General features: G+C 53.5%; 17 protein-coding genes and 1 pseudogene. 5 read left to right on the top strand and 13 right to left on the bottom strand.

The window, feature by feature from the left end:
- Positions 1-5 precede the first annotated feature (5 nt).
- From rpsC to rpsL, 12 genes and pseudogenes are all read right to left on the bottom strand, one after another.
- A complete protein-coding gene (rpsC, locus tag ACP9M6_RS14055) occupies positions 6-749 on the bottom strand; it encodes a 30S ribosomal protein S3 (protein ID WP_427452121.1) in 744 nt (247 codons plus the stop codon).
- Positions 750-856: 107 nt separating this feature from the next.
- A pseudogene (rplV, locus tag ACP9M6_RS14060) lies at positions 857-1,228 on the bottom strand (50S ribosomal protein L22); the annotation flags it as partial.
- A 5-nt stretch (positions 1,229-1,233) separates the two neighbouring features.
- A complete protein-coding gene (rpsS, locus tag ACP9M6_RS14065; protein ID WP_427452123.1) occupies positions 1,234-1,512 on the bottom strand; it encodes a 30S ribosomal protein S19 in 279 nt (92 codons plus the stop codon).
- Between the two features lie 12 nt (positions 1,513-1,524).
- Positions 1,525-2,361: a 50S ribosomal protein L2 gene (rplB, locus tag ACP9M6_RS14070; protein WP_427452124.1), complete on the bottom strand. Its 837-nt coding sequence runs from the start codon at positions 2,359-2,361 to the stop codon at positions 1,525-1,527.
- Positions 2,362-2,371: 10 nt separating this feature from the next.
- Entirely contained in the window at positions 2,372-2,668 is a 297-nt protein-coding gene (locus tag ACP9M6_RS14075; protein WP_427452126.1) for a 50S ribosomal protein L23, read from the bottom strand.
- Positions 2,665-3,285, bottom strand: a complete 621-nt coding sequence (gene rplD / locus ACP9M6_RS14080; RefSeq protein ID WP_427452127.1) for a 50S ribosomal protein L4 — start codon at positions 3,283-3,285, stop codon at positions 2,665-2,667. Before rplD ends, ACP9M6_RS14075 begins: the two co-directional genes overlap by 4 nt.
- A complete protein-coding gene (gene rplC / locus ACP9M6_RS14085) occupies positions 3,286-4,005 on the bottom strand; it encodes a 50S ribosomal protein L3 (RefSeq protein ID WP_427454796.1) in 720 nt (239 codons plus the stop codon).
- 5 nt (positions 4,006-4,010) lie between these two features.
- Positions 4,011-4,325, bottom strand: a complete 315-nt coding sequence (rpsJ, locus tag ACP9M6_RS14090; RefSeq protein ID WP_427452129.1) for a 30S ribosomal protein S10 — start codon at positions 4,323-4,325, stop codon at positions 4,011-4,013.
- A 118-nt stretch (positions 4,326-4,443) separates the two neighbouring features.
- Positions 4,444-5,619 carry an elongation factor Tu gene (tuf, locus tag ACP9M6_RS14095; RefSeq protein WP_427452131.1) on the bottom strand — a complete coding sequence of 392 codons (1,176 nt, stop codon included), beginning with the start codon at positions 5,617-5,619 and terminating at the stop codon, positions 4,444-4,446.
- Between the two features lie 50 nt (positions 5,620-5,669).
- Positions 5,670-7,754 (bottom strand): elongation factor G, encoded by a 2,085-nt coding sequence (gene fusA, locus ACP9M6_RS14100; protein ID WP_427452133.1) that lies wholly within the window; start codon positions 7,752-7,754, stop codon positions 5,670-5,672.
- A 44-nt stretch (positions 7,755-7,798) separates the two neighbouring features.
- Positions 7,799-8,269 carry a 30S ribosomal protein S7 gene (gene rpsG / locus ACP9M6_RS14105; RefSeq protein WP_427452135.1) on the bottom strand — a complete coding sequence of 157 codons (471 nt, stop codon included), beginning with the start codon at positions 8,267-8,269 and terminating at the stop codon, positions 7,799-7,801.
- Between the two features lie 12 nt (positions 8,270-8,281).
- Positions 8,282-8,653: a 30S ribosomal protein S12 gene (rpsL, locus tag ACP9M6_RS14110; protein ID WP_121103013.1), complete on the bottom strand. Its 372-nt coding sequence runs from the start codon at positions 8,651-8,653 to the stop codon at positions 8,282-8,284.
- Between the two features lie 309 nt (positions 8,654-8,962).
- Here rpsL and ACP9M6_RS14115 point away from each other — a divergent pair, with 309 nt between their 5' ends.
- Complete coding sequence (locus ACP9M6_RS14115) at positions 8,963-9,733, top strand: YgfZ/GcvT domain-containing protein (protein ID WP_427452137.1); 771 nt, start codon at positions 8,963-8,965, stop codon at positions 9,731-9,733.
- On the opposite strand, the gene ACP9M6_RS14120 is transcribed toward ACP9M6_RS14115, so the two are convergent.
- Positions 9,730-10,344 (bottom strand): ribbon-helix-helix domain-containing protein, encoded by a 615-nt coding sequence (locus tag ACP9M6_RS14120; protein WP_427452138.1) that lies wholly within the window; start codon positions 10,342-10,344, stop codon positions 9,730-9,732. The genes ACP9M6_RS14115 and ACP9M6_RS14120 overlap by 4 nt on opposite strands.
- 135 nt (positions 10,345-10,479) lie before the next feature.
- Here ACP9M6_RS14120 and ACP9M6_RS14125 point away from each other — a divergent pair, with 135 nt between their 5' ends.
- From ACP9M6_RS14125 to ACP9M6_RS14140, 4 genes are all read left to right on the top strand, one after another.
- Positions 10,480-10,947 carry a GNAT family N-acetyltransferase gene (locus tag ACP9M6_RS14125; RefSeq protein WP_427452140.1) on the top strand — a complete coding sequence of 156 codons (468 nt, stop codon included), beginning with the start codon at positions 10,480-10,482 and terminating at the stop codon, positions 10,945-10,947.
- A gap of 107 nt (positions 10,948-11,054) precedes the next feature.
- A complete protein-coding gene (locus tag ACP9M6_RS14130; RefSeq protein WP_427452141.1) occupies positions 11,055-11,351 on the top strand; it encodes a hypothetical protein in 297 nt (98 codons plus the stop codon).
- The gene (locus tag ACP9M6_RS14135) at positions 11,351-11,989 is read left to right on the top strand and encodes a DNA-3-methyladenine glycosylase I (RefSeq protein WP_427452143.1); all 639 of its coding nucleotides are present in this window, start codon (positions 11,351-11,353) and stop codon (positions 11,987-11,989) included. Before ACP9M6_RS14130 ends, ACP9M6_RS14135 begins: the two co-directional genes overlap by 1 nt.
- A gap of 803 nt (positions 11,990-12,792) precedes the next feature.
- Complete coding sequence (locus ACP9M6_RS14140; protein WP_427452144.1) at positions 12,793-14,235, top strand: Do family serine endopeptidase; 1,443 nt, start codon at positions 12,793-12,795, stop codon at positions 14,233-14,235.
- The last annotated feature ends 44 nt before the right edge of the window (positions 14,236-14,279 follow it).

Genomic DNA, 14,279 nt, shown 5'->3' on the forward strand with positions numbered 1-14,279 from the left:
CTTACTTAATTTGTACGCGCCGGACGACGACCGCCTTGGCGGTCATTCCGGTTGCGATCATTCCCGCGCGAGCGTGTATCGCCCTGCTCGGTCATGCGTTTCTCGTGAGCGTAAGGATCATTTTCCATGATCTCGCCCTTATTGATCCAGACCTTGATGCCAATGATACCCATGGCCGTCATCGCGCGGGCTGTCCCGTAATCGATGTCAGCGCGCATGGTGTGCAAAGGCACGGACCCTTCGTGATACTGTTCAACACGTGCGATTTCAGCACCGCCGAGACGACCACCAAGTTTAATCTTACAACCAATAGCACCCATACGCATCGCGCTTTGAAGCGACCGCTTCATGGCACGACGGAAAGACACGCGACGCTCAAGCTGTTGCGCGATACCGTCAGCAACGAGATAGGCATCAACTTCCGGCTTACGAACTTCGACGAGGTTGATGAAGACTTCGCCGTCAACCATGGAGGCAACCTTCTTGCGAAGAACCTCGATATCGGAGCCTTTTTTACCGATCACAACACCCGGACGCGCCGTGTAGATTGTGATGCGACATGTTTTATGTGGACGCTCAATAACAATACGGGAGACTGAAGCATTCTTCAGTTCACTCATCAGGAACGCGCGAATAGCGAGATCTTGATGCAACAATTCGCCATATTCGGACGTGTTTGCGTACCAACGTGATGACCATGTCCGGTTGATACCGAGACGCAAGCCAATTGGATTAATCTTCTGACCCATTACGCGGCCTCACTTGTCTTAGCTGACTTTTTAGCCTCTTTTTCGATCGCCGCGTTTTTAGCAGCTTTCTTACCGGCTTTTTTGTCTTTCATCGCCTCATATTCAGCATCATCAACTTCTTTGACGATGATCGTCAATTCAGAGAACGGCTTCAGGATACGGGCACCACGACCACGGGCACGGGCACGGAAACGCTTCATGACGAAGTTCTTGCCGACATAAGCTTCAGAAACGATCAAACTATCAATATCGAGACCATGATTATTCTCGGCATTGGCAATCGCGCTTTCGAGCACTTTTTTTACGTCGTTAGAAATACGCTTATGCGAGAATTGAAGATCAGCCAGAGCTGTTTCAACACGTTTGCCGCGGATAAGCTGCGCAACGAGGTTCAACTTTTGTGGGCTCGTCCGGATCATGCGGAGCTTCGCGCGCGCCTCTTTGTCGCCGACGCGACGGGGATTTTTTTGCTTGGCCATGACGTCTACTTCCGCTTGGCTTTTTTATCGGCCAAGTGACCATAATAAGTCCGCGTCGGTGCAAATTCACCGAGCTTGTGACCTACCATGTCCTCGTCAATTGTGACGGGCACGAATTTTTGACCATTATGAACCTGAAAGGACAGACCCACAAAAGATGGCATGATTGTCGAACGACGCGACCAGGTTTTGATCGGCTTATGACGCGACTCGGCGCGTGTCGCTTCGGCTTTTTTCAGGAGGTATCCGTCAACAAACGGACCTTTCCAAACTGAACGTGGCATGTTCCGCGCTCCCTAGCGTTTTTTCTTCGCGTGGCGCGAACGAATGATGAATTTATCAGTAGCTTTATTCGAGCGCGTTTTCGCACCCTTAGTCGGCTTACCCCAAGGCGTCACAGGATGACGACCACCGGATGTCCGGCCTTCACCACCACCGTGAGGGTGATCAACTGGGTTCATGGCCACGCCGCGAACTTGCGGGCGCTTACCAAGCCAGCGTTTCCGCCCGGCTTTACCAAGATTGATGTTCATGTGATCCGGGTTGGACACCGCACCGACCGTCGCGAGACAAGTCTGGTGAACCATCCGCATTTCGCCGGATTTCAGGCGAACCTGAGCGTAACCTTCGGACCGACCGACGAGTTGCGCATAAGCACCTGCCGAACGGGCCAATTGACCACCTTTGCCGGGCTTGAGCTCGACATTGTGAATAATCGTCCCGACAGGCATGACGCGAAGCGGCATTGTATTACCCGGCTTCACATCCGCGCGGGCAGAGGAGATAACCGTGTCACCGACAGCCAAGCGCTGTGGCGCGAGAATGTAGGACTTTTCACCGTCTTTATATTGGATCAGCGCGATAAAGGCCGTGCGGTTCGGATCATATTCCAGACGCAAGACTTCCGCCGTCATATCCAGCTTCGTGCGCTTGAAATCAATCATACGGTAAAGGCGCTTATGGCCACCACCTTGACGGCGCATCGTGATGCGACCTGTATTGTTCCGACCACCGGACTTTGTCAGACCATGTGTCAGTGATTTTTCTGGACGACCCTTGTGAAGCTCCGAGCGGTCAACCTGCACAAGGTGACGACGCGAAGGGGAAGTCGGGTTGAAAGTCTTTAATGCCATGTCGTGACCCCTACAATCCGGTCGCGATATCAATGCTGTCGCCGTCTTTTAACGTGACGATAGCTTTTTTGATATCATTGCGGCGACCAGGGCGACCCCGGAAGCGCTTGGTTTTACCCTTGACGCGCATCGTATTGACGGCGGTGACGGAAACGCTGAACAATTGCTCAATCGCCTCTTTAATCGCGGGCTTGGACGCGCTCAACGGCACCTCAAAAACAACCTGGTTGTTTTCGGCGACGATGGTCGTCTTCTCAGTGATAATCGGTGCTGTGACCGTATCGTAATGACGGGCTGCGACGCTCATGACAGGCGAGCCTCCAGATCTGCGACAGCTTCTTTTGTCAACACGAGGTGGTGACGCTTGAGGATGTCATAAACATTGGCACCAGCAGAGGACAACACATCCACATTCGGGATATTATTGGCCGCTTTGGCAAAATTTGTATCAACCGCAGCACCCGTAACGACGAGACCGTTTGTGACGCCGAGTTTTTCGAGCTGCTTGCGAAGATCTGCCGTTTTAGGCGATTTCACGGAAGCCTCATCAATGATGATAAGCTCGGATGACTTCACCTTGGAAGAGAGCGCGTGGCGCATCGCCATGGCGCGAACTTTCTTCGGCAGATTGAAGCTGTGATCGCGGGACCGTGGACCGTGTGCCTTGGCACCACCGCGAAACTGCGAGACAGAACCGTTACCGTGACGGGCTGTACCACCACCTTTTTGGCGACCAATACGCTTGGTTGTCTTGGAGACATCACCGCGCTCTTGAACCTGATGCGTGCCAGAGCGACGCTTGGCGAGTTGATAGCGAACCATACGGTGCAGGATGTCTGCCCGTGGCTCGTTGCCGAAAACATCATCGTTCAGATCAACTGAACCCGATTTTTTCCCGGCGAGTGTTTGAACGTCGAGTTTCATTTACTCTTCCTCACCTTTTGCTTTTTTAGGTGCAGCCTTAGGCGCATCCATTGTGAATTTTCCTGGTGTCGGCAGATCGTCCGCTTTGACACCTTTGACAGCATCACGAATTTCAATCCACGCACCTTTTGCACCCGGCGTCGCGCCCTTGATCATGACGAGACCCTGCTCGGCATCAACACGCGCGACTTCGAGATTTTGGACCGTGCGACGAACAGCACCCATGTGACCCGCCATCTTCTTACCTTTGAAGACTTTACCCGGATCCTGACACTGACCGGTCGAACCGTGCGACCTATGCGAAATAGACACACCATGTGTCGCGCGAAGACCGCCAAAGTTATGACGCTTCATCGCACCCGCAAAACCCTTACCGACTGTAATACCGGCCGCATCGACTTTTTGACCAACAAGGAAGTGGTCCGCCATCATTGTGGCACCGACTTCGATTTGGTTGTCTGAAGCAATCCGGAATTCAACGAGCTTTTTCTTTGGCGTCACGCCAGCTTTGGCAAAGCGCTCACGCTCGGCCTTGGAAACACGCTTTGGCTTCGCATCGCCAGCACCCAGCTGAACCGCAGAGTAGCCGTGCTTATCTTCTGTTTTTTGAGCCACAACCTGGCAACCCTCGAGAGAGAGAACAGTGACAGGGATGTGATTGCCCGCTTCATCATAAACCTGGGTCATACCAAGTTTCTTTGCGAGAAGTCCTGAACGCAACATGATTACGCCCCCAGCTTAATTTCAACGTCAACACCGGCAGCGAGGTCGAGCTTCATCAGCGCGTCAACAGTCTGCGGTGTCGGATCCACGATGTCGAGCATACGCTTATGCGTACGAATCTCGAACTGCTCGCGGGATTTTTTTGCAACGTGTGGAGAGCGGTTCACAGTGAACTTCTCGATACGGGTTGGCAGTGGAATTGGACCACGAACGGTCGCGCCAGTGCGCTTGGCCGTCGAGACGATCTCCTTGGTAGAAGTGTCCAAAATGCGGTGGTCGAAAGCCTTCAACCGGATGCGAATGTTTTGACGATCCATAACGGAACCCTAAATCTTACACGTTTCAAACAGCTAGTCCCGAGCGAGTCGGGACATGTTCATTATCAGAACGGCGCACATAAAGCACGCCGCCTGAATGTTCAATGATTAATGTCGGTTATTCGACGATCTTTGCGACAACGCCGGCGCCGACGGTGCGGCCACCTTCGCGGATAGCGAAGCGGAGCTTCTCTTCCATCGCGATTGGTACGATCAACTCGACATTCAGCTCAACATTATCGCCCGGCATGACCATCTCAGTGCCTTCTTTCAATGTCACAACACCCGTCACGTCCGTTGTCCGGAAGTAGAACTGTGGACGATAGTTGTTGAAGAACGGCGTATGACGGCCACCTTCGTCTTTTGTCAGGATGTAGGCCTCGGCCTCGAACTTTGTATGTGGGTTAACGGAACCCGGCTTACACAGAACCTGTCCGCGCTCAACACCTTCACGGTCAACACCGCGAAGAAGCGCACCAACATTGTCACCGGCTTCACCGCGATCGAGCAGCTTCCGAAACATTTCAACGCCTGTACAAGTCGTTTTCTTTGTATCGCGGATACCGACGATTTCAATCTCGTCACCGACATTCAGAACACCACGCTCAATACGGCCTGTTGTCACAGTACCACGACCGGAGATCGAGAACACATCCTCGATTGGCATCAGGAAAGCACCATCAACAGCGCGCTCTGGCTGTGGGATGTACTCATCAACAGCGGCCATAAGCTTCTTGATGGACTCTTCGCCGATTTCTGGATTTTTACCCTCCATCGCCGCGAGCGCAGAACCGGCGATGACAGGAATGTCGTCACCCGGGAAGTCGTAGGAGCTGAGAAGCTCACGGATTTCCATCTCGACGAGCTCAAGAAGCTCTTCATCATCAACCTGGTCAACCTTGTTCATGTAAACGACGAGCGCCGGAACACCGACCTGACGGGCGAGCAGGATGTGCTCACGTGTCTGTGGCATTGGGCCGTCAGCCGCGTTCACAACCAAGATACCGCCATCCATTTGGGCCGCACCAGTGATCATGTTCTTCACGTAGTCAGCATGTCCAGGACAATCGACGTGGGCATAGTGACGGTTTTCCGTCTCATACTCAACGTGAGCTGTGGAAATCGTGATCCCACGCGCTTTTTCCTCCGGCGCACCATCAATCTGGTCATAGGCCTGAAAATCACCGAAATACTTCGTGATCGCCGCCGTCAATGTCGTCTTACCATGGTCAACGTGACCAATCGTGCCGATATTCGCATGCGGCTTAGTCCGCTCAAACTTCTCTTTTGCCATCTTAAGGCTCCTCTATCTCTTTGAGGTTAAAACTGAATGTGCAGGGGCGCTTATGCGCCGCCCTGCTTGCTGATAACTTCGTCGGCCACAGCCTGCGGTGTCCCCGCATAGTGGTCAAACGTCATGGTAAACTGCGCACGACCCTGAGTTTTGGACCGCAGATCGTTCACGTAACCAAACATATTGGCGAGTGGCACCATGGAATTGATGACATTGGCATTGCCGCGCATCTCTGTGCCCTCGATCATCCCACGACGGGAGTTCAAGTCACCGATCACGTCGCCCATATACTCATCAGGCGTGACAACTTCGACCTTCATGATTGGCTCCAAGAGCTTCAACTTGCCCTCTTCCTTGATCTGACGGAACGCCGCACGCGCCGCGATTTCGAAAGCCATAACCGAGGAGTCAACATCATGATAAGCGCCGTCATAAAGCTCGGCCTTAAAGTCGATGACCGGGAAGCCAGCCAGAAGACCGGTTTCAGCCATAGTCCGAATACCCTTCTCAACACCCGGGATATATTCCTTCGGGACGTTACCGCCGACAACAGCGGATTCGAAGACAATGCCTTCACCCGGCTCGAGCGGTTCGAAACGGATCTTCACGCGACCGAACTGACCGGACCCACCGGACTGTTTCTTATGCGTGTAATCAATGTCGACCGGACGCGCGAGCGCTTCACGATAAGCCACTTGTGGCTGACCGATATTGGCTTCGACGCCAAATTCGCGACGTAGACGGTCCACGAGGATGTCCAAATGAAGCTCGCCCATACCCGCCATGATCGTCTGACCAGATTCGTGGTCAGTCGTGACGCGGAAGGATGGATCCTCAGCCGCCAAACGCTGGAGGCCAACGCCGAGTTTTTCCTGGTCAGCTTTGGATTTCGGCTCAACCGCGATTTCGATAACCGGATCGGGGAATTCCATACGCTCAAGAATGACAGGGTTTTGTGTGTCACAAAGTGTGTCACCCGTTGTTGTCCGCTTGAGACCCGCAACCGCGATAATATCACCGGCATAGGCCTCTTGGATATCTTCACGATCATTGGAATGCATCATCATCATCCGACCGACGCGCTCTTTATTCTCTTTGACAGAGTTCAGGAGCGTTGTGCCTGTTTCCAGCTTACCGGAATAGATGCGACAGAATGTGAGTGTCCCCACAAATTTGTCGTTCATGATTTTGAAGGCCAGCATGGAGAGCGGCTCGCTGTCAGATGATGGACGCGCAACCTCTTCGCCGGTTTTGCCATCGATACCTTTAATCGCTTTAATATCCAGTGGGGATGGCAGATAAGCCACAACAGCGTCGAGCAGAGGCTGAACACCCTTGTTCTTAAACGCTGTACCACAGAAAACCGGAACAACCTTGTTCGCAATCGTTGCCGCACGGACGAGACGCTGAATGGTTTCCGTATCAGGCATTTCACCTTCGAAATAGGCTTCCATGACCGCATCATCCATCTCGGCGACAGTCTCGATCAGGGCCTCACGGTACTCAGCTGCCTTTTCTTTCATGTCATCCGGAATTTCGACAGTCTCATAAGTCGCGCCGAGGTCAGCTTCCGCCTCCCAGACATAGGCGACATTTTTCACGAGATCGACAACACCCTTAAACTGATCTTCCGACCCGATTGGGAGTTGCATTTCCAGCGCGTTTCCGCCGAGACGATCTTTGACCGACTGAACAGAGGCGTAGAAATCCGCACCGATCTTATCCATCTTATTGATGAAGATCATGCGTGGAACTTGGTATTTATCAGCCTGACGCCAGACAGTCTCTGTTTGCGGCTCAACACCGGCATTGGCGTCGAGCAGCGCAACAGCACCGTCGAGAACACGAAGAGAACGCTCAACTTCAATAGTGAAGTCAACGTGACCCGGTGTGTCAATGATGTTCAGGCGCTTACCAGCCCAGAAACAGGTTGTCGCAGCGGAGGTAATTGTAATACCGCGCTCTTGCTCTTGCTCCATCCAATCCATGGTCGCCGCACCGTCATGCACTTCGGCAATCTTGTGGTTCTTACCCGTATAATAGAGAATCCGTTCGGTACATGTTGTTTTACCCGCATCAATGTGGGCCATGATACCGAAGTTCCGGTAGTCTTTAAGTTCGTATTCGCGAGCCATGACGGTCAGTCCTAACTAAAATTGAATTTACCAGCGGTCCAAATCTACCAGCGATAATGCGAGAATGCGCGGTTGGCTTCGGCCATTTTATGCGTGTCTTCACGCTTTTTGACAGCGGAGCCACGATTGTTGGAGGCATCGAGAAGCTCACCCGCGAGACGTTCGCGCATGGTGTTCTCATTACGGGCGCGGGACGCCTTGACCAACCAACGAATAGCCAGCGCCTGACGACGTTCCGGGCGGACCTCAACAGGCACCTGATAAGTTGCACCACCAACACGGCGGGAGCGAACTTCGACGGCCGGCTTGATGTTCTCAAGGGCGTCATGGAAAACTGTGAGCGGCTCAGTCTTGGCCTTGTCCTGAACGATATCCATCGCACCATAGACAATTGTCTCGGCTGTGGACTTTTTACCATCGAGCATGATGGCGTTCATGAATTTTGCGAGAACCAAATCCTGGAACTTGGCATCGGGGAGAATTGTGCGTTTCTCAGCGCGGTGACGACGTGACATATCTGTGTCTCCTTACTTAGGACGCTTCGCGCCGTATTTCGAACGACGTTGCTTACGATCTTTGACGCCCTGCGTATCGAGGACACCCCGAAGGACGTGATAACGCACGCCCGGCAAATCTTTCACACGACCGCCGCGAATGAGCACAACACTATGCTCTTGCAGGTTATGGCCTTCACCCGGGATGTAGGAGAGAACTTCGAAACCGTTGGTCAAACGCACTTTGGCAACTTTACGAAGGGCCGAGTTCGGCTTCTTCGGTGTTGTTGTATAAACACGTGTACACACGCCACGCTTTTGCGGGCAGGCTTCGAGCGCCGGGACTTTATTCCGCTTGCGCTTGTCTTTCCGGGGTTTCCGGATCAGTTGTTGAATCGTTGGCATTTAAGTTCCTGCACAAATATGCAAAAAGCCCATCTCCGCAGACATCATTGTCCGCGAGGCCGGCTTTTCGCTTCGAAAGCCACCTTTTCCCGTGAAACGGGCCATAATGACTTGAATTCCGTAATCTCTTTTCGTCTTAAACAAGGTTTCCGGGGCGATCCCTGGACAGCATGCTCATCAACGGGGGCGCACCTACACGGGGAATCACTGGCCGTCAACAGTCAGCGCTGAGGTTTGTAATGCGTTTCTAATTCCCGCTTCAGGTTCGAAATGCTTGAATGCCCGGCAGCAAGCGACCATATCCCGCTCATGTCCAGCGCCCATCTCCCCCGTACTATATATCGCCTCTCTGGGGAGGGCGTGGAAGACTGGTTGGCGGGGCTCCTTACCAACTCACTGGATGCGGAGATCAGCTTTGCCGCGCTCCTGACGCCGCAGGGCAAAATCATCGCCGATATGTTCGTTCACCGCGACGGCGACGCGTTCCTGCTGGAAACCCCGACGAGGTTCGCGGCTGACCTGTTTAAACGCCTGCGCATGTACCGCCTCCGCGCGCCGATAGAAGTTACGGAGACAGATTTAAATGTCTACGCGGTATGGGATGAAGACGACATGGCCGGCCACCAAGACCCGCGCCTTCCCGCGCTGGGCCACCGCGTCGTTACAGACACGCCGATGCTCGACGCCGCAGATTACGACGCGCACCGCCTGTCCCTCGGCGTGCCGGACAGTCAGTATGACTTCGAGACAGTCACAACCTTCCCCGCCGACGCGAATATGGACCTGCTAAACGGCGTGAACTTCTCAAAGGGATGCTTTGTCGGGCAGGAAGTCGTCAGCCGGATGAAACGCATGACCACGGTGAAGAAACGCATGCGCGGGATTATTTTCGAGGGCGAGGCAAAAGCCGGAGACCGCATCCTCTGCGGAGAGCGCGTCGTGGGCGACGTCATTCATACCAACGGCAATATGGGCATGGCGATTATAAGACTGGATCGATTACGCTCGGCGGAAGTTGACCCGACGCTCAACGGCGCGCGCGTTCAAATTATGATGGCCGTTACGGGTCAGGACGTTTAACTTTCGCCATTGGCTGCTCTGGGCAGAGCTTGAGGAAAAGCGGAGAGTTGAAAAACCGGCTGATTATTCTCAAAGAATATCGCCGTGCTTTGACGTGAATAAGTACTCGGTTCTGACAAAATCAATTCTTTGGTTTCCAATTCCAGACAGGTGTCACTTTGTACCCGGCAGAGATCGGCGGTCAGGCGATAAACGCCACCCTCTTCGCGAATGAGATGTGTCGTCCGATAGGTCGCATCATCCACTTTGATCGTATAGCTTTGCGTGAAGCCGTTTCTGTGCGCCACTTTTGTTTCCAAAACGGCAAAAACTGTATCTGGTGGAGTCATTCTTACAGAGGACATTGTTGGCGGTAACGTATTCGAACGTCCGTCCATTAAAGCGATCATAGACCAAATAAAGGCCATCAAACCCAGAACCAAAGCCAGCACGGAAATCCCGCGGTTCCAGATTATATCCCGAGAGAATGACTGCGCGGGCATCGTGTAATTCCCGGCCATACGATCGCGAATAAGCTCGCTTATATTTTGATTGCGGGCATCCGCTAATTCGTTCAGCCGCTCTTTTTCTTCCGCCGAAACGCGGACTTCGATTTTTTCAGTCTTTTTCATATCGCCTCCCTATTCGCCTTAGACAAAACAATCTGCCCCTCCATTGCAAAGAAAAACGCGTCCGACAGTGTGTCATTCATGTCATGACAGAGTTTCGCATTGACCCCAACGACCTGTCACGGGCAAATGTATTTCATGACCGAACCGCTCGACATCCGCAGGAACGACCCCACCGCCCTTCCCCGCTTTGCCGCGCTGAATGCCGCATGGATTGAGGAGCTTCATTATTTGGAGGAGAGCGACAAACTGATGGTCGCACACCCGGAAATTTATACGCAGAACGGCAATTCGGTTTTCTCCTTCCACCTTGACGGCGAAGTGGCAGGGGCCTGCGCCCTGAAGCAACATGAGGATGGACGTTATGAGCTGACTAAGATGGCTGTCGACCCTGCCTATCGCGGGCGGGGCATCGGTCAGCACCTGATGACAGCTGTCGAGACTTACGCCAAAGAGACGCTCGGACTCGACCGTCTCTTCCTCTTGTCCAATACAAAGAACGAAGCGGCCCTGCGCCTTTATGAACGGAATGGTTGGGTTGTGAACCTGCGCGGGAAACATCCCATTTATGACCGTTGTAATATCGGCATGGAAAAAGTCCTCTGACCCGGCTTGCCACACATCAATCTAATGCGGTTAAAGCCACGCGAAAATTCTCGCTCGATAAGCGTATTTTCACGCCCGTTGAAAACAGCGCGGGCGGCATTGTTGATGTGCGCACGCGGTTTCATTTCTGGCAGAATGGCGATGCGTTCTATGCCGATTATTTTGGCGGCGATGTCCGCGAAGGCCATATCATCGGACGGTTTACGGGCGACCGCACGGGAACATTGCTCTATCACTGCATCACCAAGGACCGCACGTTAAAAGCCGGGCGCGCAGTCGCGACGTTTCGACTCTCGGATGAGGGCCGTGTCAGTATGGCTCTGGAGTGGAGCTGGATTTCCGGCGGCGAAGGGGCGGGCACATCTTTCTATGAAGAAATTCCAGAACACGGATGGAATGTTTAATGCCCAAAACGCCCAAAACGAATGAGCCCGATCCGCGCTTTCCCAATCATGATCCCGACCTGCCGCGTTGCGGTTGGGTTCCGCCAAATGACGCGCTCTATTGTCATTATCACGATACGGAATGGGGGCGGCCTATTCGCGATTCTAAGGCGCTATTTTCGAAACTCATTCAGGACGGACAGCAGGCGGGGTTGGCCTGGATTACCATCCTGCGCAAACGGGACGACCTGCTGAAAGCCTATGATGGGTTCGACCCCGATATTGTCGCCCATTACACAGATGCGGACCGCCTGCGCCTGCTGGACAATCCCGGCATTATCCGGTCCAAATTGAAAATAAATGCAACGATCACCAACGCCCAGAAATATCTGGACATGCGCGACGCGGGCGAAGATTTTTCCGACTACCTCTGGAGCTTTGTCGGCAGCGCACCCGTACAAAACGCATGGGAGAATTTCAGTGACGCGCCTGTGAAAACAGCGGAGTCAGAAGCCCTATCCAAAGACCTCAAAAAACGCGGCTTCAAATTCGTCGGCCCGGTGATTTGCTACGCCTTCATGCAGGCCGTCGGGATGGTCAATGATCACGCAGTCGGGTGTCATGCTTATGGGGCATGTCGGGATAGGCGGGTTGTTTGAGAGCTGTTGCAATCCGCGTTTAAGGCAAACTATGTCCTACAGTATAAGCTCTACGTAACGACTATTCCGATCTCAGTATGGCGCACCAATACGAAGTTGTTTATTCTTTACTTCCGTCATTACCGCCCTTGTGGCGGTAATGACGAATGAGAGAGATGGTTGGTTGACCAATCCCTATTTATAAAGAGAATGATCCCCACTTATCAGACCCGTGTCATATTCAAAATGTTCTTTCGGACATGGGACAGGCAAGAGATCGTTGGCTTTCTGGTCCGAAGGACGGTGTGCTTAGAAGCATTCGGTAACGCGGATGTGGAGGAGCCCAGCCGCGAGCGCCTGACTCTCTGGAACGAGAGCAGTCAAGTAAGGCCGTCGTTGGAAAGACACCGCCGCGTTGGTTTGTGTATTTGTTTTCAACAATTACACGAAGCGCAAGGGTTATTGTTGCCTAGCAAACAGTAATAACCCGAGATTTGGAAGATGTAACGGTTTCGCCGACTAAGTTGATTTTTCTATTAGAAAATTCAACGACCCAAACCTCACGTGCTTGGCCCCTGCGTAAAAACTTTTTTCTCTTGGTTCCCCATCGCGGGAGGCCACCACGCGGACGTCCCGCCTTTATAGGACAATCGCCTACCCCGCCGCACGCGCAGATCGTCGGTCGCCGCTTTCGCTTGGCCCGAACCTAACCATTCGGTCACAATTAATTCATGTTCAGATTCTGCGTGGCTCTCTTGTACGGGCGCGGCATGCGCCTAAATCTTGACGCAAGAGATCACGTCATCTGACGAAAGGATAAATCCATGAAGAAAACATTTCTACTCAGCGCGGCCGCACTCGCGCTCATCGCCTCCCCCTTCGCCTTCCAGAATTCGGCCGATGCGCAGATCAGCACGCGCTCTGATGCCATGACGATTGACCCGCAACGCGGTGTCCTCACCATGGCCCCCCTGCTGGAGCGCGTCACGCCCGCCGTCGTGTCCATCAATACATTGGATGAAGGCGACGCACCGGATGAGGACCGCGAATTGTCGCGCGAAGAACAATTGATGGAGCGGTTCTTCGGCGGTCGCCTGCCCAACACAAATCGCGGGCCGCGCGCCGGTTTGGGTTCAGGTGTCATTGTCGACGCGGATGAAGGTCTCATCATCACGAATAATCATGTGATTGAAGATGCCGATGAAATCACTGTGACATTGGAAGACCGCCGCCGGATCGAAGCCACATTGGTCGGTACAGACCCGGATACGGATATTGCGCTATTGAAAATTGATGCGGATAATTTGCGCGAATTACGCTTGGCCCGGGCGGGCGAAGCCAAGGTCGGCGATTACGTCATTGCGGTGGGCAATCCGTTTGGTCTCTCCTCAACCGTGACGTCAGGGATCATCTCCGCATTGGGCCGTGAACAGGGCGGCGGGTTGAACCGCAGCCGCTATGAAAACTACATTCAGACCGATGCCTCGATTAACCCGGGCAATTCGGGCGGAGCCCTCATTAATTCCAAGGGTGAACTCATTGGTATAAATACGGCCATTGTCTCCCGTTCCGGCAGCAGTGCAGGAATCGGCTTTGCCGTTCCCATCCGCACGGTTGAAAATGTCGTCGAACAACTCCGTGAAAATGGTGAAGTCCGCCGCGGCCGCATTGGTGTGATCATTCAGGATGTTACGCCGGAGCTCCGCGCGGGACTGGGTCTCAAATCCTTGAACGGTGCGCTGGTCTCCGAAGTGGGTGAAGATACGCCCGCCGAAAAAGCCGGACTCGAGAGTGGCGATGTCGTCATTGCTTTTAATGGGGATGATGTGATTGATAGTTCTGATCTGCGCAACTTCGTTGGACTGGTCCAGCCCGGCACACGCGCCGACATAACTTATCTGCGGGACGGTAGTCGTCGTACCACCAAGATCACCGTCGAGGCGGCACCAGAAGATGAGACGCCAACACGACGTGCCTCGAGCGAGCCAGAAGAAATGGAAATGATGGAAGCCTTTGACGGGGCGGAAGTCTCCAATATTCCGGACGAGCTGGAACTGCGCGGCGGGGAAGACGGCGTCTATGTGGCCAATGTTGATCGCGGCTCCCGTGCTCAACGAGCCGGATTGGTGAAAGGTGACGTCATCCGCAAAGTCGGAAAAAATGACATTTCCGATCTGGATGATTTCGAAGACGCCGTGCGCGGGGACGGACCCTTCGCCCTGCAAATCGAGCGCCAAGGCCGGAACCTGTTCTTGGCAGTTAAATAAATAAAAGGCCCGCTTGAAAGAGCGGGCCTTCTTCATTCCGGCCT

The sequence above is a fragment of the Litorimonas sp. WD9-15 genome, from assembly GCF_050271975.1.
GTDB lineage: Bacteria > Pseudomonadota > Alphaproteobacteria > Caulobacterales > Maricaulaceae > Litorimonas.